The following is a 16976-nucleotide window of genomic DNA, read 5'->3' on the forward strand; positions in this document are numbered from 1 at the left end:
GGGGGATTCTCGGCTTCGCCTCGTTATGGATTTCAAATCTACTAGTCGATGTAAACAAACTCGCTCAGATTCATCGCCATCACACAGAACTGGTCGAACGCCGCGTCGGGCGAGAGGCCGTGGGCGGTTTGGTAGCGGTCGATCAGTTGCAGGCTGTCGGAGATGTCCTCGGCGGTCGGCTCGCGCTGCGTGACTTGCTGGAGCGTGAACGCGACGCGGCCCTCGAGGTCGGCGGGGCCTTCGGCGATCGCGCGGTCGGCGAGCGCGGCGGCTTGCTCTTGCAGGAACTGGCCGTGCATCAGGCTCAGCGCTTGCGACGGCTGCACCGTGTTGAAGCGGGCCTCACAGCTGTTGTCCGTCTCGGGGAAGTCGAAGTTCGCCAGCTCCGGCGGGATAAGGCTGCGTTTGATGTGGATGTAGACGCTGCGCCGCTTCGCGGCCTCAGCCGCTTCGGGCGACGTGTCCCAGCCGGCGCCGGGGACGCTCTGCGTCGCGAGCACTTCCTGCGACAGCTTCGGAAACACGCTCGGGCCGTAAACGGTACGGAGCAGTTGCCCGCTCACGGCGAGCGCCGAGTCGCGCACCTCTTCGGCCGTCAGCCGCCGCAGGTCGAAACGCCAGAATAGGTCGTTCGCCGGATCGATGGCGAGGGCTTCGGCATTCGGCGCCGAGCTCATGCGGTACGCGCTCGACGTCACGATCAGCTTGTGTAGCGGCTTCAGGCGCCACTCGTGCTCCACGAGCCAACCGGCGAGCCAGTCGAGCAGTTCCGGGTGCGTCGGCGGCGTGCCGAGCTGGCCGAAGTTGCTGGCGCTGCGGACGATGCCGCGACCGAAGTGGTGCTGCCAGACGCGGTTGGCGATCACCCGGCCGGTGAGCCGGTTGTCGGGCGAAACGATCCAATCGGCTAGCACGCGACGCCGCCCCGCCGAGCGGGCGCCCTCGGGGGCGGGCTCGATCGTCGGCTGCTCGTCCTCGAACAGCTCGGGGAACCGCGGGCCGACCTCGTCGCCGGGGACGTGGGGATTGCCGCGCAGATGGACGTGCGTCGGCTCCGGGTGGGGCTCGCAGGTCGCTAGCGCCAGCGCCTGATTCGGCGGCGGCAACGCGGCAAGCTCTTCCTCGACGCCGGCGAGCTGCCGCTTCAGGTCTTCATAAAGCTCGCGTTCGGCCTCGGTCTGGTGGTCGGCGAGCTTCGCTTCGAGCACGACGTCGCGCTCGTCGGTTTCGGTCTTGCGCTGATCCTCGCCCGGCATCCGCGCGATGGCGGCCTGCTCCAGCGCGGTGCTCTCCTTGGTGAGCGCCCGTCGCTTGCGGAAGAGCCGACGACGCTGCTGCTTGATGTCCTTACCCGATAGGTCCCACTGGCTGTTGGTCGATTGGTCCCCCCGGGCCCCGTACGGCGTGACGTCGCCGAAGAACGCGACCATGCCATAGTAGTCTTTCTGCGGGATCGGATCGATCTTGTGATCGTGGCACCGCGCGCAGCCCACGGTTAAGCCAAGGAACGCCTGGCTGGTGGTGCTGACGAGGTTGTCCATTTCGTCGGCCTTCGATTGCAACTCGTCGGCGGGCTCGTCGTCCCAGATGCCGAGGCGGTAGTATCCCGTGGCGATGATCGAGTCGTCGGTCACCTCCTCCAGTTCATCACCGGCGATCTGCTCGCGCACGAACTGGTCGTACGGCTTGTCCTCGTTGAGCGAACGGATGACGTAGTCGCGATACTTCCAGACATTGGGCTTGGCGCCGTCCCGCTCGAAGCTGTTGGTCTCGCCGTAGCGAACCACGTCGAGCCAGTGCCGAGCCCACTTCTCGCCGTGGTGCGGCGAAGCGAGCAGCGTATCGACGAGCCGCTCGTAGGCCTCAGGGCTCTCGTCGCGCGCGAACGCTTCGACCTCCTCGGGCGTCGGCGGCAAGCCGATCAGGTCGTAGTACAAGCGGCGGACGAGCGTGCGACGGTCCGCTTCGGGCGCGGGCGTGAGGCCCTTCGCTTCGAGCTTCGCCAGGACGAAGCGGTCGATGTCGTTTCGCGCCCAATCGGCGTTCTCGACCTTCGGCGGTTCGAGCTTCTCTGGTTGCTCGAACGCCCAGTGCTGCTCGTACTCGGCGCCGGACGCGATCCAAGCGCGGAGCGTGGCGACCTCTTCGGGCTTCAGCGCCGGGCCCTCGGGGGGCATCCGTTCGTTGTCCTCTTCCGAGGCGACGCGCCGCAGCAGTTCGCTCTCGTCGGGATCGCCCGCGACGATCGCGAACATCCCCGAGTCGGACTCCGCCGTCGCGCCCTTGAACGAGTCGAGCGCGACGCCGCTCTCGGCCGTGTCGGGGCCGTGGCACGAGAAGCAACGCTTGGTGAGGATCGGCGCAACATCGCGCTGGAAACTAACCGTCGGGGGCGCGGCTTGGTCGGCGACATGGTCGGCCGCTGGGGCCTCCGCCGCCAGGGACACACCACCCGCGCCGACCAGCAAGCCGATCACGAGCCACGCCGCGGGCGAGAAGGGTAGTTTCATGCGAAAAGTATAACGAAGAGTGCCTCGGTTCCTGCCATTAAATGGCCGTTGGCGCCCCCGATCTCAACCAGAAACTCCGGCAAACTCGGGGGTTTTCCAGATTGGGACGACTTTCTTCATCGCGGCGACGAACTCGTCGGCCGCCCGGATCGCCTCCGCCCGATGAAGGGCGCCGATCGACAGCCGAAAGGACGCCTCGCCCGCCGCGACGCGGCCCGTGCTGTGCTCGACGACGATCGCCAGCAGTTGGTGGGTCGTCAGGGTCGTTTGGGCAAGCCGGCGAAGCTCGCGCGTCGTCATCGGCTCATAAGCCTCGTACACCAGCGCCGTGAGCGGCCTGGCCTCTTCGGACGGCCGCACGATCCCGTCGAACACCACCCACGCGCCAGCGCCCGCTGGCGGCTTAGCCGTAGGTGGACCGAGCGGCCCCTCGATCAACTGAATCGTGACACGTTCACTCATCCGCCCGACACCATGCCGATGAGCGCAACCTCGTCGCCTTGCCGTATCGTTTGTTCAGCGGCTGCAAACTCGTGATTGATCGCCAGGCGACTCGACGCCAGCGAACCCGTCAGCGCCGGCGCCGCTTCGTGGAGAGCGGCGAGCACATCGCTCACACTCGGCGCCTCCTTCTCGATCGCCAAATCTACACTGCGCGCGCCGGCGAGCGTCGCTTGGGGGCCGAAGAGGAGGACCGAGACACGCATACGTTTAGACGTTCTATAGGAGGCTCAATCGATCAACTGTGGGAGGGGTCTCCAGACCCCGATTACGGTATCCAGGCCGCAATCTCGTATGGTGCGCGTCATCGGCGTCTGGAGACGCCTCCCACAAGTTGATATTCCAAACGCGATCGCTCTCACCCCCCGATCGACGACATCGTCCGGAGCGGCTGCACGAAATGGTCCGTGTTGATCTCGTGCCCCGGACCTTTGTCGCGGATCGCTTGGCGGATTAGTTCTTCGACGCGCTCCTCGATAACCTCATCGCTCGCGCCGCTGCGGAGCGGCTCACGGAGGTCGACCTCGTCGAGGCTGAACAGGCAGCTGCGGAGCTTACCATCGGCGGTGAGCCGGAATCTGTCACACGACGCACAGAACGGCTGGCTGACCGTCGGGATGAACCCGATGCGGCCCACGCCGTCAGCGAACGTGTACTCGGTAGCGGGGCTGCCGGTCGGCTCGGTGACGGGGACAAGCGGCTGGATCGACTCTTCGAGCGCGCGACGGATGTCGGCGGCGAACAGCACCCGGCCACGCTCCCAAGCGCTCGACGCGTCGAGCGGCATGTACTCGATGAAGCGGACTTCGAGACCCGTGTCGCGCGCGAAGCAACCGAACGGCACGACCTCGCTCTCGGTGACCCCCCGCAGCGATACCACGTTCACCTTGATCGGGTCAAAGCCCACACGCCGCGCGGCGGCGATGCCGGCGACAACGCGCTGGTAGTCGTCACGCCGTGTCAGCTCTTTGAAGACGGTTGGGTCGAGCGCGTCGAGGCTAATGTTGACCCGCTTGAGCCCGGCGGCTCGCAAGGACTCGGCGTGCTCGTCGAGCAGCACGGCGTTGGTCGACAACGCCAGGTCCTCGACGCCCGGCAGCCGGGCCAGCTTGGCGACGAGAACTTCGAGGCCCTTGCGCACCAGCGGCTCGCCGCCCGTGAGCCGCACCTGCGTGACGCCGACCGACGCCGCGATCCGCACGACACGTTCGATCTCCTCGAACGTCAGCAGCTCGTCGCGCGGCGCGACGGGGATGCCCTCGGCCGGCATGCAGTACCGGCACCGCAGGTTGCAGCGGTCGGTGACGCTCACACGGAGCTTCGTGTGGCGGCGGCCGAAGCGGTCGAGGAGAGGGAGAGCGATCGCCAAGGCTTGACCCGCAGGGGCAGGAGTCTGCAGCGCCATCCGGCGGCGCCATGCGTTAAACTGGAGCCTATCACCCCCGCCACCCCGGAGCGAGACATGCCGCGGATAGGTAGGGGGTTAGTTGGCTCGGTCTCGTACTGAGAATGACCAATGACCAAGCCCCAATGACCAATGGAGAGCTACCGCACGGCGAATCCCTCGCCCCTAGCGCCAATCCCCTGACCCCGCGATTCGTTGGTCATTGGTCATTCAACTCCTAGACGAATGCGTCGGCAAATTGATTCATTACCCACAAATCCCCGTCTACGTACTGGTCGGCGGCGCCAGCCAGCGGTTCGGCGCCGACAAGGCGACGACGCTCGTGGACGGCGAGCCCTGGGCACTGCATGTCGGTCGGCGGCTGGCGACGGAGGGGGGCGAGATCGTGCTCGCTGGCAGGACACCCGACGGCGCCTTCGACGGGCTGCGGCGGATCGATGACCTAGAGGGCCTCTCTGGGCCTCTAGCAGGCATTCTGGCGGCCTTGCGCGACCGACTCGACAAATATGGCGTCGGCCTCCTAGCGTTCGCCTCGTGCGATCTGGTGCGGCCTGAGAGGGTCTGGCTGGAACCGCTGGTCGCCGAGTTCGCTGGGTCCGGCGCCCTCGACATCGCCGCCTACCGCGCGGCGGACCGCTGGCAACCGTTCCCGAGCGTCGCCCATACCCGCTGGCTCCCGGCCCTCAGCGAGCAAGCCGCGGCGGGGACGCGGTCGCTGCAAGCGGCGCTCGACGGCGCTAAGGCAGCGGCGGTTAAGTGGGATGGAGCTGCGGATGGACCGCCGCAAGCGAACAGCGTCGCGGAATTGCAATCCCACTTAGGCAAGCACTGTTAGGCTCTCAGCCGGGTGGCAGAAGCCACCGGAGATGAAGCGGAGGAATCCCCACTTGCTCGGCGGCGCGCCGGGGGCTACCGCCCGCGGCTGAGACCCATCGATGTGGTTGGATGCTTGTGTCATTCCTTCGCGATGTGCTCGGCGCGCCACTCGCTTGTCGCTTTGAGGTCGTTGAGCTGCGCTTCGGCGACCTGTGCGCGGCGCTGGGCTTCGGTGAGCTTCGCTTGCTGCGCGGCGGCTTCGGCCTCGAGGTCGGCGAGCGACTGCTTCGACTCCGCTTGCTTGGCGCGGCTGTCGCGGATCTGCTCTTTGATCGCTTCGAGCTGGGCTTGCAATTCCTTGGTCGCCTCGGCGGCGGCTTCGGCGGCCTGGGCGGCTTCCGCCTCGCGGGACGCGGCCTCGGCGGCGGCGGCTTCGAGCGTCGTCACCTCGGCGAGCGTCTGCTCGGCGCGCTTCGCCAGTTCGTCGGCCGCGGCGGCGTAGCGCTCGCGCTCGGCGACGGCGGCGTCGCGGGCGGTCGTCGCCTGCGCGACTTGCTGAGCCATCTCTTGGAGCGCCTTGGTTGCCGCTTCGGCTTCGGCTTGGAGCGGCGCCAGGTCTGGCAGGCCCGCGCGCTGCGAACCGACTTCCGCCAACAGCTGGTCGGCGTCGGACTTGCGCTGTGTCGCCTGACCGGCGAGGCCCTCGGCCTCGACGCGGAGCGTCTGCGTCTCGCCTAGCGCCGCCGTCGCGGCGTGGACGGCGCTGTCGGCGTCGGCAACGGCCGCGACGAGGTCGCCGACGCTCGGCGCGTTCGCCTTGCGGGCCTCTTCGAGCTTCTTCGCCGCTTCCGCCAGCGCCGTGTCGGCGGCGGACTTCGCCTCGCTGGCGCGGGACTCGGCGCCCGTGCGGCCCTTGAGCGTCGCCTGGGCCTCGTCGAGCGAACGCCGGGCGGCGGCGAGGCTTTGCTCGGCGTCGGCGAGTCGTTTGTTGAAGGCGTCGTGGGCTTGTTGCGCTAGTTCTAAGGCTTTGCCTTTCTCAGCGGATAGCGTCGTGGCCTCGGCATGCTTGGCTTGCAAGTCGGCGAGCGACTTGTCCGCTGCCTCGACACGCTCGGCGAGCGTCGGCGGGTTGGGCGTGAACATCGCGACGGGCTGCTTCGTTTCGATATCAACGACGCGGACTTTGCCCGACCAGTCGCTGGCGACGACGCGCTTGTCGCCGTGCGCGAAGACCGCGGCCAGCGCGACGTCGTCGGTCTGCGTGAGGTCGGCGACATGCCCGGCGTCGGCGTTCCAGAGCTTCACCAGCCGATCGCGCCCCGCGGTGACGAGGCGGCCGTCACTGGCGAACGCCACCGACAAGGTGCCGCCGCCGTGAGCAGGGAAAGACTTCACCTGCGCGCCGTCGGCGTTCCACCAGCGGACCGTCCCGTCTTCGCTGGCCGAAGCGAGCACGCCCGGCCGCCAAGCGAGCGACGTGATCGCCAGCGAGTGGCCCCGGAGGTCGCCACGCTCGTGGCCCGCCTCGGCCTGCCAGAGCCGCAACCCCGCGGAGCGGTCGCCGGTGGCGAGTAGCTGGTTGTCGGGGCTGAACGCGACGGCGGTGACCCAGTCGGTGTGCTTCTCGCACGTGTAGGCGAGCGAGCCGTCGACGACGCGGTAGACGCGGACCTTCTTCTTCGGCCCGCCGATGGCGACGAGCCGGTTGTCGGGGCTGATGTCGGCGGCGAGGACGGTGTCGAGTTCGTCGCCAACCGTTGCAAGACGCGCGCCGCTGACCACGTCGATAATCGCAGCGGTGCCGAGCGCGCCCTCGCGCCCGCCGGCAACGAGCAGCAGGCTGCCGTCACGGCTGAAGCGGACGACGTGCGGCGCGCCTTCCAGGTACGGCGTCACGCCCAACAGCGCGCTGGTCTCCGTGTGGTAGAGCGCGACCTGCCGCTGCCAGGGCACGGCGGCCGCGGGCGCCCAGGCGCTGGCGGCGATCGACTCGACGGGGCCAACGGCGTCGCTGGTGACCACCGGCTCGCGGTACCAGTCTTTAGGCATCGCCGGCTCGCCGACGGGCTTGCCGAGATCGCCGACATCGACCACCGCGATCGCCGCCTTCTTGGACGCCATCGGCTTTGACTGGTCGTCCTTCAGCAGGCCGCCCTCGATCCAGGCGCGAACAACGGCGAGCTGGGCGTCGGGCAGCTTGTCGCCGCCTGGCGGCATCGCGGGCTGCTCGGCGTGCGTGATCAGCCGCCATAACCGCGAGCCGTCCGGGTCCCCCGGCGCCACGACCTCCCCCCCTGCCCCGCCAGCGAGGACCCCGTCGAAACCGTCAGCAGCAAAGTCGCTGGCGGCGTCGTCTTGGTTGTGGCACCCAGCGCAGTGCTCACGAAAAATCGGCTTCACGTCCTTCTCGAACGTCACCGCGCCGAGAGCGCTCGACGCCGCTGCGACGAAGCCGATTACTGCAAGATGCTTAATCATGACGATGTTAAGGTGAGCCACAAAAAAGCACAAAGAAGAAGTTCGTCTGGAAGGACGATAGGAAGAGGTTTGACGGACAACCCTAACGGCCTACCGGTCTACCCACCTACCGTCCTTCTTCGTGTCTTTTGTGCCTTTCTGTGGCTCCAAACTTTTAGTGGTTGAAAGCGAATTCGCGGGAGTTGAGCACCGCCCAGAAGATGTCGCGCAAGGGTTCGATCGGTTTGGGGTCATCGCCGAGGAGCGGCGTTAGCTCGGCGCGCTCTTCTTCGGTCGCGGGGCGGCCTAGAGCGCTGCGATAAATGGCGTCGATGACTTCGACGGGCGTCTTGCCGGCCTCGAGCCATCCCTCGATAAGCTTGCCGCTGTCGATCTTGCCGGCGACCGTCGCGCCGTTCAGCAGGTGCAGGGCTTGCGACAGCGTCGGGTCGGTCTTGGCCTCGCAGGCGCAGACCGACTCCCGGCGTGAGCGCCCGAAGGTCGTCAGGAAGTAGTTGCCACTGTTGCCGTCGGCGATCTGTGTCGCGCGAGACCCGAGCGGAAGACCCGGCAGTTTCTCCGGCGCGCCGGTCGCCTGGCTGAGGCAGTCGAGCATCGTCTCGGCCGGCATTCGGCGGGCGTGCGAGCGGGCGAAGTTGCGCGTGTCGCCGGCGTTCGACTCGTTTGGCTCGCACGAACGCTGGTAAGCCCTCGAGGTGGTTATGTCACGCACCAGACGCCGTAGGTCATAGTCGTACTCGATCAGTTTCTCGCCCAGTTCGTCGAACAACTCGGGGTTGCTCGGCGGGTTGCTGACGCGGATATCGTCGAGCGGCTCGACGATTCCGACGCCGAAGAAGTGCGCCCAGACGCGGTTGGCGACGCTCGGGGCGAACCACGGGTTCTCCGGCGACGTAACCCACTCCGCGAGCGCCTCGCGGCGGTCGCGGCCCTTCACGTCGGCCTCGGCGCCGCCGAGGAACTTCGGCTTCATCACCCGGCCATCAACCGGGTGCTTCGACTCGCCGCCACCCGAATTGAAGACGAACACCTCGCGGTAGTCCTCCCCCGTCTTGCGGCCGATCTGCGTGAAGAACGCGGTGAACGCGTAGTAGTCGTCCATCGTCCAGCGGTCGAACGGATGGTTGTGGCACTGGGCACACTGGAGCCGGGTGCCGAGGAAGGTCTGGGCGACGTTCTCGGCGATCTTCTTGGGGTCGGGCTCGATCTGATAGAAGTTGACCTGCGGCGTCGTGAACGAGCTGCCGCTCGCCGCGAGCAGGTCGCCGAACATGTCGTCGAGCGGCCGGCCCGAGTCGATCTGCTCGGTGAGCCACTGTGAGTACAAGAACATCGGCTTGTACTCGACGCGGTTGGGGAGCGTCCGCACGAGCAGCAGCTCGGCCCACTTGAGGCCCCACACCTGGGCGAAGCCCGGGTCCTTGAGCAACTCGTCGATTTTCGCAGTGCGCTTGGCCGGGTCCTCATTAGCGGTGAACGCCTCGACCTCGGCGACGGTCGGCAGGCGCCCGGCGATGTCGATCGTGACGCGGCGGAGAAACTCGTTGTCGCTAGCGAGGTCGCTGGGGTGGACGCGGAGCGTGCGGAGCTTCGCGCTGACCAGCTCGTCGATGTAATTGGCGGGCGTCTCCGGCCTGGGCTCGAACGGCTCGTCGGTCGGCAGCACGAGCACCTGGCTGCCCACGGTGTGCGTGTCGAAGCGGGCGGTGACGAACGTCTCGCCGCGGCGGTCGGAGGTGACGAGGCCCGCGGCGTCGATGGCGGCCGACGACTCGTTGCTCGACTGGAAGACGACAAGGCTCGTCACGTCGCGCGAGGTCCCGTCCGAATAATCGGCGACAACAACGAAGCGCTGCATCTGACCACCGGCGCCGATGGCCGCCTTCGGCGGGTAGATGGCGACGCCCGTCACCGTTGGTGCTCCTTCAAGGTCGTTGCGGGCGCCGGCGGCGATCCAGTCGTGGAGCTTGGCGTAATAGTCGCTGTCCTCGTCGAACCGCTTGCCGCCGGTGTGGGTGACGCTGGCGACGGCCTTGGTGAGCAACAGGCTTTCTTCGGGCATCGCAAGGTTGAGTCTGCGATTGACCTGCTCGCGCGTCAGTCGGTGGTAATCGCCCGCCGGGTCAAATCCGAACAGCGACATCCGGAAGCCGTCCTTGCCGCGCGACGAGCCGTGGCAGCCGCCCGAATTGCACCCGGTGCGCATGAGGATCGGCATCACGTCGTGACGGAAGCTGACGGGCTTCTCTTTCGCGGTCCCTTGGGCGTGCACGTCAGCTTCGGCACGGAGGCCGGCGAACTCGACGCCGACACGAGCGACGCCGTCGCTCGCCGCGCGGACGACGCCCTCTTCGACGCTTAAGGCGTCTTTCTCACCGTGCTCGACGCCGACGCGCCACTTGGCAAGGTCGGTGACGTCGATCGTCACGCCGTCGGCCTGCGTCGCGACCGCGACCATGCCTTGGTAGTCACCGGCGTGGCCGAGCGTCACCTGCGGCGGGTAGAGGCTGAGCTCGACGAAGCGCGTGGTGGATTGCTCGGGCGTGACGCCCTCTTCGGTCCCCTCGGCGATCGTGCAACTGATTGCCAGTAACGCGATCAGCGTAAATTTCTGGGTCTTCATGACTTCTGCCCTCCAGCGCTCGCGGTTTGCTTAGCGGTCTTGGTCGGCGCGGGGTCGATGCGGAACTCGGCGTAACCGTGGCGATACTCGACTTGCTCGCCCTTCACCATCAGTCGCACACGGACGCCGACGCCCGGGTTGGGGCCGATGCGGGCGTCGAGCGGCACGTTGATGGCGAATTTCGCCGACTCGGCGCCGGCGGCGACTTCGACGGGGTCCGCGGTGACGCCCGGCGGGAGGCCGACGAGTTCGAGCGTCGCGTTGCCTTCGAACGGCGTACGGTGCGACAGGGCGACGGTCATCTCGACCGGCTCGCCTTGCTTGGTCGTGACCGTCGGAACCGAAAGATCAAAGTAGGCCTCGGCGACATTGAGCGTGACGAACGGCGACGACGCGAAGACGCGGCCGCGGACGCCTGTGTCGGCGACGACGACGGTGGGCCACGCTCCAGTGCGGGCCTGACCATTGGCGGTCACTGGGATATCAACGTCGTTCTGGCCCTGGGGGATCGAGAGCGAGCGGTTGGTCGAGACGCCCGGCGTGTGGTGCAGCGTGTAGACGCGGATCGCTTGGTCGAAACCCTCATCGCGCCGGGCGTGGACCCTGAGGACCATGTTGCCGTCGCGGACGAGCGGCGCCTGCGGTTGATCGACGGTGATCGTGAAAGGCAGCCTCTTCGTTACCGCGACCGCGGCGTGATTGGCGTAGTGGCTCCACACCGAGACGTTGTTGCGGCCGCGGACCATCCAAGTCTGCTGGCGAAAGCGGGTCTCGAGCGGCGGCTGATTCTCCGGCTGGGTGAAGCTCGCTGTCACGGACGTGAGCGTGCCGGCGAGTGGCGCGTCGGACGCGGCGCTGAACACGACCGGCAACTGGTTGTAATCGGCCGGCAGTGGCGAGCACTCCGCGGTTATCCCCGGCGGGAGCGAGTCGAACGCGACCTGCATCTCGCCGCCCACGTCCTTGCGATTGACGGTGAGCAGCACCGCGCAGCGGCCGCCCTGTGGGACTTCGATCGTGGTCGCTTCGAACCTTTGTCGTTCATCGAGAGTGATTTCAACCGCGGCGACGCGCGGCGTCGCGTCGACGAGATAAACGAACGACGGATCACCGCGCCGCGTGCGATCCTCGATCTGCAGCGTGTAGTCGCCATCGTCGGGAGCGGTGAAACGAATGTAGCTGTCGGGAAACCGGCCTTCATCATCGGCGCCGGCGAGGCGTTTGCCCTTGGCGTCGAACACACGCAGCACGGGGTCGAGGCCCGAGCGCAGCTCTCTGGCCCGGACTCGGAGGTCGAGCACCTCGCCCTTCTTCATCGTGATGACAAAGTGGTCACGGTCCCCCTCCGCGCCGATCACCCCCGCGGCGGCGCCGGGCGTGGTCATGCGGGTCGGCTTTTTACGGTCGTTGTTGGGCTCGGCTTCAAGCACCGGCGGCGCGGCGACGACTTTCATTGGCAATGACGACGGGGCGACGCCCGCGTCATCGGCGGCGTGGAGTTCGGAGTCGCCCTTCAACTCTCCCGGCGCCGTGACGGTCTGCTTGAAGTCACCCTTGGGGTCGCCAATGAGCGTGACCTCGCTCGCTTGACCGGCGACGACCGCGGGCGGGTAGGCCGCCGCTGGACGGGGGAAATCGCCGATATGCAGCAGATAGGTCGAAGCGTCGTTGCCCTGGTACGCCGACTCACGCAGCCGCACGAGGTACCGCCCGGCAGCCGGCGCGATGTAGGAAAGGAAGGCGTCCTGATAAGCGGCGGCTTCGTCGTCGCTGGCGGCGACCGTCTTGCCCGCCGCGTCGAGCAATTCGAGGCACGGATCGAAGAACGTGCGGCCAAGGCGGATGCCTTCGACCTCGACCGAGAGTCGCTGCCCCTCTTTTAGTTCGACCGCAAAGTAATCGTCGTCCTCGACTTTGATGACGCCGTGGACCGTACGGCCGAGCGGGATCGCTTGGGCTTCGGCGATGGTGCTGTTGGGCTCCACCTCATCGACGCTCTCGAGGGCGCCGACATGGAGCGTCACGAGGTTGCTGACGCCCGTCGCTGTGCGCAAACGGATCGCGTGGCGGCCGAGCGGCGAGTCCTCGGCGACCTTAAGGGTGGCTTGCAGCGTGTTGCCGTCGGCGGGCTCGAGCTTCACGACGCTCAGGCCGGGCGCGTCGAAGAGTATCTCTTGCGGCTCGGCGCCGACGCGCGGGCCGAGCAGCTTGACCGTCACCTCCGCGCCACGGCGGACGCCTTGGGGCGCGAGCTGATTGATGCGAGGCTGTGCCGCGTCGGCGATGGCGCCGGCGAAGCACAGCATGCCGAGGATTGCCGGCGATAATCTCTGGAGGAGCACGTCACGACCCTATCGGGAGGAAGGGCGAGCGGAAGAACCACAGGGCTGTGGTTCGGCGGGGCAGGCTGCTACGCGATCAATTCCTTGCGGACGCGACCACCATCGACGATCTCGATGGGCCGGTCGCCCGGCGCCATTAGCTCCTTCGTGGCGTCGATGCCGAGCTGGTGGAAGACCGTCGTCGCCAGGTCTTCGGGCGTGATCGGCGTGGCCTCGGGCTCCGAGGCGGTCGGCCCGGATGAACCGATCACTGCGCCGCGCTTCATACCGCCGCCGGCGAGCACGACACTAAAGACCTTCGACCAGTGGTCGCGACCGGCGTCGGCGTTGATCTTCGGCGTGCGGCCGAACTCGCTGGAGACGACCACCAGGGTATCGTCTAGGAGGCCACGCTCGTCGAGGTCGGCGACGAGCGTCGAGAACCCCTGATCGAACGCCGGCAGCAGGTTGCGCATGTTGCCGGTGATGTTCTGGTGGTGGTCCCAGCCGCCGTAGGAGAGTGTCACGAACCGCGCGCCTGCTTCCACGAGCCGGCGGGCGAGCAGCATCCGCTGCCCGGCCTGGTGGCGGCCGTAGCGATCACGGATCGCGTTGTCTTCTTTCTGGAGGTTGAAGGCTTCGCGGGCGCTCTGCGAACCGATCAGCTCGAAGGCACGTTGGTAGAAGGCGTCCATCGCCGCGACGGCGTCGGACGCGGCCTCCTCGGTAAACGGACGATTGACGATCTCCAGCGCCTTGCGGCGGCGGTGGTAGCGCTCGTCGCTGACGTTGCCGGGGAGGTTGAGGTCGCGGACGGCGAAGTTGGGATTCGCCGGGTCGTCACCCACGCTGAACGGGGCGAACGCCGTGCTCAGGTAACCCGAGCCGCCGTAATCGGTGACCTGACCGGGAATGCTGATATAAGCCGGCAGGTCCTTCCGCGGGCCAAACTCGTGGCTCACGACGCTGCCGTAGCTCGGGTAGACCAGCGCCGGGCTGGGCCGGTAGCCGGTCAGCATGTTGTGCTGGCCGCGTTCGTGGGCGGCTTCGCCGTGGGTCATCGAGCGGATGACCGTCAGCTTGTCGGCAAGGCCCGCGGTGCGCCCGAGCAATTCACTGAAGCGGACACCGGGTAGGTTGGTCGCCACCGAACCAAGCTCTCCCCGATACTCGATGGGGGCGTCGGGCTTCGGGTCCCAGGTCTCTTGGGCGGAGACGCCGCCCTCTAAGAAGATGTGAATGACGCTCTTGGCCCGAACCGGCGGGGGCGTGTAGCTGTTGGTCGCGGCCTGAGCCGATTGCAGGGCGAAGAAGTCGCCGAGCGAGAGTCCAAGTCCAGTCACGGCACCGGCGGCAAGGAAACCGCGGCGGGTGGGTTTCGGGACGGGCATCGGTCAACGCTCCGGGGCTATCAAGCACTTGGCTCGGTTGCGGATCGTAGGACCCGCAATGCCTTGGCGCAGGACATGGATAACCGGGCGGGAGGGGATAAGCCAGCAACTAATGGACGCCGCTGCGAGATTTAGCGCGAAACGGTGGGGTCGCTAACGCATATGGCACAACGGTTGCTGCCCCAGTTTGTCCATACGACGCACCCTGTGCGGACCCGTTCTTTTCGGAGTACGGCGCGCGGTCGGGGTGTGCGCGTGCCGCGCAAAGCCGCTGGGCCTGCCTACTCGTCGAGCAGTTTTCAGCCGATAACGTTGGACCCGGACGGGCCTTGTGCGGTAATTTGCCGGCCTTGTTCAGCACCTCCGAGGGCCCACCCGCCCCATGTACAGCACCGACTCGTTCGACGAGATGTTCGCTTCGGCAGACGTTCCCCGCGACCCCTGCCGGGCGTTCGTCGAACGGCTCGGCGGCGTCACGCTCGACGAGCTCCGCAATCGCCAGATCGCCGCGGAGCTGCACCTCAGCAACATGGGCATCACCTTCAACGTGTACGGCCACGAGGCCGGGGTCGAGAAGGTCTGGCCGTTCGACGTGTTGCCGCGGATCATCGGCTATGACGAGTGGGCCCGTGTCGAGGCGGGGCTTCGTCAACGCGTCAAAGCGCTAAACCTGTTCATCGACGACATCTACAACGACCAGAAGATCATCGCCGACGGGGTCGTCCCCGAGCACCTGATCCAGACCGCGTCTTCCTACCGCCCCGAGCTACGCGGCTTTAGCCCGACGAACAAGGCGTGGTGCCACATCAGCGGCGTGGACCTCGTCCGCGACCGCGACGGCGTGTTCTACGTGCTGGAGGACAACCTGCGCTGTCCTTCGGGCGTGTCGTATGTGCTCGAGAACCGTGAGATCATGAAGCGGACGTTCTCGACCATCTTCCAGGGGATGGCCGTGACGCCGGTGGAGCAGTACCCCGAGCAACTGCTGCGGACGCTGCTGGACAGCGCCCCGCCCGGGGTGGAGTCGCCCCTGGCGGTAGTCCTGACACCCGGAGTCTACAACTCGGCCTACTTCGAGCACACGTTCCTCGCCCAGCAGATGGGCGTCGAGCTGGTGCAGGGCGTGGACCTCACGGTCATCGATGACGTGGTCTACATGCGCACCACGCGCGGCCTGCGACGCATCGATGTGATCTACCGGCGGATCGATGACGACTTCCTCGACCCCGAGTGCTTCCGCGAAGACTCGGTGCTCGGCGTCCGCGGCCTAATGCGGGCTTGTCGGGCCGGCAACGTGACGCTCGCCAACGCCCCGGGCACGGGCGTCGCCGACGACAAGGCGGTCTACGCTTATGTCCCCGACATCATCCGCTACTACCTGAGCGAAGAGCCGATCCTCGCCAACGTGCCCACCTATGTTTGTTGGGATGAACAACAGCGCGAACACGTGCTGGCCAACCTCGACAAGCTGGTGGTGAAACCGACCAACGAGTCGGGAGGTTACGGCATCGTCCTGGGACCGCGGGCTTCGAAAGAAGACCTTGAGAAGTGCGCCGAGCGGATCCGCGCGAACCCGCGCGAGCACATCGCCCAGCCGATGCTCGACCTCTCGACCGCGCCGACGCTCACGTCCGACGGCCTGGAGCCCCGACACGTGGACCTACGGCCGTTCGTCCTGGCCGGTAAAGAAATCTACGTGATGCCGGGCGGCCTGACACGGGTGGCTCTGGTCCAAGGGTCGATGATCGTCAACTCCTCGCAGGGCGGCGGCAGCAAGGACACCTGGGTGCTCCGCGACCCCGCTGGGACCGACTCCTGGAAGGCGCTGACTAGCCACATCAATGGGTCGGCGGCGTCGGCTTGACGCCCCCACTTAACCAAAAGTCCCCCTCGCGGCGAATCAGCCCGGGCCCCAAGCTCTCCCCCGCACCGAATGTTAAGCCGCGTCGCTGAATCGATCTTCTGGATGAGCCGCTACGTCGAGCGCGCCGAGAATGTCGCGCGCTTTATCGACGTGAACGACAACCTCACGCTCGGCGAAGGGGTCGACCTCAGCGAGCAGTGGGCGCCGCTGGTCTACACAACGGGCGACCAGGACCTCTACAAGGAGCTCTACGGCGAGCCCCAACGCGAGGCGGTGCTGCGGTTCTTGGCGTTCGACCCACGGAATCCCAACTCGGTCTTCTCATGCGTCGCCGCCGCGCGGGAGAACGCCCGCAGCGTGCGTGAGTCGATCACCGTCGCGATGTGGGAGCAGGTCAACAAGTTCTACCTCATGGTGCAGTCGGCGCTGCAGAACAGCCGCTTCATCTCCGAGCCCAACCAATTCTGCGACATGGTCCGCCACGCCAGCCACACGCTGGTGGGCACCACCGACGCGACCATGTCTCACAACGAGGCGTGGCACTTTTCGCGTATCGGGCGGCTCCTTGAGCGTGCCGACAAGACTTCGCGGATCGTGGACGTGCAGTACTTCCACCTGCTGCCGGGCCTGGACGACGTCGGCTCGACGCTCGACGTGGTCCGCTGGTCGGCCCTGCTGAAGTCCGCGAGCGCTCTGACCATGTACCGCCGCGTCCACGGCCGGATCACTCCCGCGGAGGTGGCCGAGTTCCTGATCCTGGACCGCGACTTCCCCCGTTCGATGCGGTTCTGCCTGATGCGGGCCCAGGAATCGATCAGCGAGATCACCGGCAGTCGGCCGGGGACGTTCAGCTGCCGCTCGGAGAAACTCGCCGGTCGCCTGCGGTCGGAAATGGACTACACCGCGATCGACGACGTCGTCCGCGAAGGGATGCACGAGTACATCGACGCCTTCCAACGCCGGCTGAACGACATCGGCGACGCCCTCTTAAAGGACTTCTTCACGCTGGACACGGACGCAAAACCGCCGAAGCAGACGCAGTTTCAACGTATGCTGCACTGATTCGC

At 66.8% G+C, this 16976-nt stretch carries 11 protein-coding genes; 3 read left to right on the forward strand and 8 right to left on the reverse strand.

Annotation, left to right across the window (positions count from 1 at the left end; genetic code table 11):
• Nucleotides 1-41: 41 nt before the first annotated feature.
• From Spa11_RS14460 to moaA, 4 genes are all read right to left on the reverse strand, one after another.
• Nucleotides 42-2510: a PSD1 and planctomycete cytochrome C domain-containing protein gene (locus Spa11_RS14460; protein ID WP_145113455.1), complete on the reverse strand. Its 2469-nt coding sequence runs from the start codon at nucleotides 2508-2510 to the stop codon at nucleotides 42-44.
• Between the two features lie 63 nt (nucleotides 2511-2573).
• Nucleotides 2574-2972 (reverse strand): molybdopterin synthase catalytic subunit, encoded by a 399-nt coding sequence (locus Spa11_RS14465; protein ID WP_145113457.1) that lies wholly within the window; start codon nucleotides 2970-2972, stop codon nucleotides 2574-2576.
• The gene (locus Spa11_RS14470) at nucleotides 2969-3217 is read right to left on the reverse strand and encodes a MoaD/ThiS family protein (RefSeq protein WP_145113459.1); all 249 of its coding nucleotides are present in this window, start codon (nucleotides 3215-3217) and stop codon (nucleotides 2969-2971) included. Before Spa11_RS14470 ends, Spa11_RS14465 begins: the two co-directional genes overlap by 4 nt.
• Before the next feature lie 152 nt (nucleotides 3218-3369).
• The gene (moaA, locus tag Spa11_RS14475) at nucleotides 3370-4380 is read right to left on the reverse strand and encodes a GTP 3',8-cyclase MoaA (protein ID WP_231932944.1); all 1011 of its coding nucleotides are present in this window, start codon (nucleotides 4378-4380) and stop codon (nucleotides 3370-3372) included.
• A 274-nt stretch (nucleotides 4381-4654) separates the two neighbouring features.
• Here moaA and mobA point away from each other — a divergent pair, with 274 nt between their 5' ends.
• Complete coding sequence (gene mobA, locus Spa11_RS14480; RefSeq protein ID WP_197529414.1) at nucleotides 4655-5251, forward strand: molybdenum cofactor guanylyltransferase; 597 nt, start codon at nucleotides 4655-4657, stop codon at nucleotides 5249-5251.
• Nucleotides 5252-5370: 119 nt separating this feature from the next.
• On the opposite strand, the gene Spa11_RS14485 is transcribed toward mobA, so the two are convergent.
• The 4 genes from Spa11_RS14485 to Spa11_RS14500 all read right to left on the reverse strand — a co-directional run bounded on the left by Spa11_RS14485 (nucleotide 5371) and on the right by Spa11_RS14500 (nucleotide 14045).
• Nucleotides 5371-7710 (reverse strand): c-type cytochrome domain-containing protein, encoded by a 2340-nt coding sequence (locus Spa11_RS14485; protein WP_145113465.1) that lies wholly within the window; start codon nucleotides 7708-7710, stop codon nucleotides 5371-5373.
• A 154-nt stretch (nucleotides 7711-7864) separates the two neighbouring features.
• A complete protein-coding gene (locus Spa11_RS14490) occupies nucleotides 7865-10333 on the reverse strand; it encodes a DUF1553 domain-containing protein (protein ID WP_145113467.1) in 2469 nt (822 codons plus the stop codon).
• A complete protein-coding gene (locus Spa11_RS14495) occupies nucleotides 10330-12675 on the reverse strand; it encodes a PPC domain-containing protein (RefSeq protein ID WP_145113469.1) in 2346 nt (781 codons plus the stop codon). The genes Spa11_RS14490 and Spa11_RS14495 overlap by 4 nt, the downstream gene beginning before the upstream one ends.
• Nucleotides 12676-12743: 68 nt before the next feature.
• Complete coding sequence (locus Spa11_RS14500; RefSeq protein WP_145113471.1) at nucleotides 12744-14045, reverse strand: DUF1501 domain-containing protein; 1302 nt, start codon at nucleotides 14043-14045, stop codon at nucleotides 12744-12746.
• A gap of 382 nt (nucleotides 14046-14427) precedes the next feature.
• On the opposite strand from Spa11_RS14500, the gene Spa11_RS14505 reads away from it, so the two are divergent.
• Both Spa11_RS14505 and Spa11_RS14510 read left to right on the forward strand, forming a co-directional pair.
• Nucleotides 14428-15909 (forward strand): circularly permuted type 2 ATP-grasp protein, encoded by a 1482-nt coding sequence (locus tag Spa11_RS14505; protein WP_145113473.1) that lies wholly within the window; start codon nucleotides 14428-14430, stop codon nucleotides 15907-15909.
• 69 nt (nucleotides 15910-15978) lie between these two features.
• Complete coding sequence (locus Spa11_RS14510; RefSeq protein WP_145113475.1) at nucleotides 15979-16971, forward strand: alpha-E domain-containing protein; 993 nt, start codon at nucleotides 15979-15981, stop codon at nucleotides 16969-16971.
• The last annotated feature ends 5 nt before the right edge of the window (nucleotides 16972-16976 follow it).

Origin of the sequence: Botrimarina mediterranea, assembly GCF_007753265.1 — a bacterium.
Classification (GTDB): domain Bacteria; phylum Planctomycetota; class Planctomycetia; order Pirellulales; family Lacipirellulaceae; genus Botrimarina; species Botrimarina mediterranea.

Bases quoted from the DNA above. Each gene is read 5' to 3' on its own strand.
- Spa11_RS14460 (WP_145113455.1), bottom strand. From the start codon at position 2,510: ATGAAACTACCCTTCTCGCCCGCGGCGTGGCTCGTGATCGGCTTGCTG.
- Spa11_RS14465 (WP_145113457.1), bottom strand. From the start codon at position 2,972: ATGAGTGAACGTGTCACGATTCAGTTGATCGAGGGGCCGCTCGGTCCA.
- Spa11_RS14470 (WP_145113459.1), bottom strand. From the start codon at position 3,217: ATGCGTGTCTCGGTCCTCCTCTTCGGCCCCCAAGCGACGCTCGCCGGC.
- Spa11_RS14485 (WP_145113465.1), bottom strand. From the start codon at position 7,710: ATGATTAAGCATCTTGCAGTAATCGGCTTCGTCGCAGCGGCGTCGAGC.
- Spa11_RS14490 (WP_145113467.1), bottom strand. From the start codon at position 10,333: ATGAAGACCCAGAAATTTACGCTGATCGCGTTACTGGCAATCAGTTGC.
- Spa11_RS14500 (WP_145113471.1), bottom strand. From the start codon at position 14,045: ATGCCCGTCCCGAAACCCACCCGCCGCGGTTTCCTTGCCGCCGGTGCC.
- Spa11_RS14505 (WP_145113473.1), top strand. From the start codon at position 14,428: ATGTACAGCACCGACTCGTTCGACGAGATGTTCGCTTCGGCAGACGTT.
- Spa11_RS14510 (WP_145113475.1), top strand. From the start codon at position 15,979: ATGTTAAGCCGCGTCGCTGAATCGATCTTCTGGATGAGCCGCTACGTC.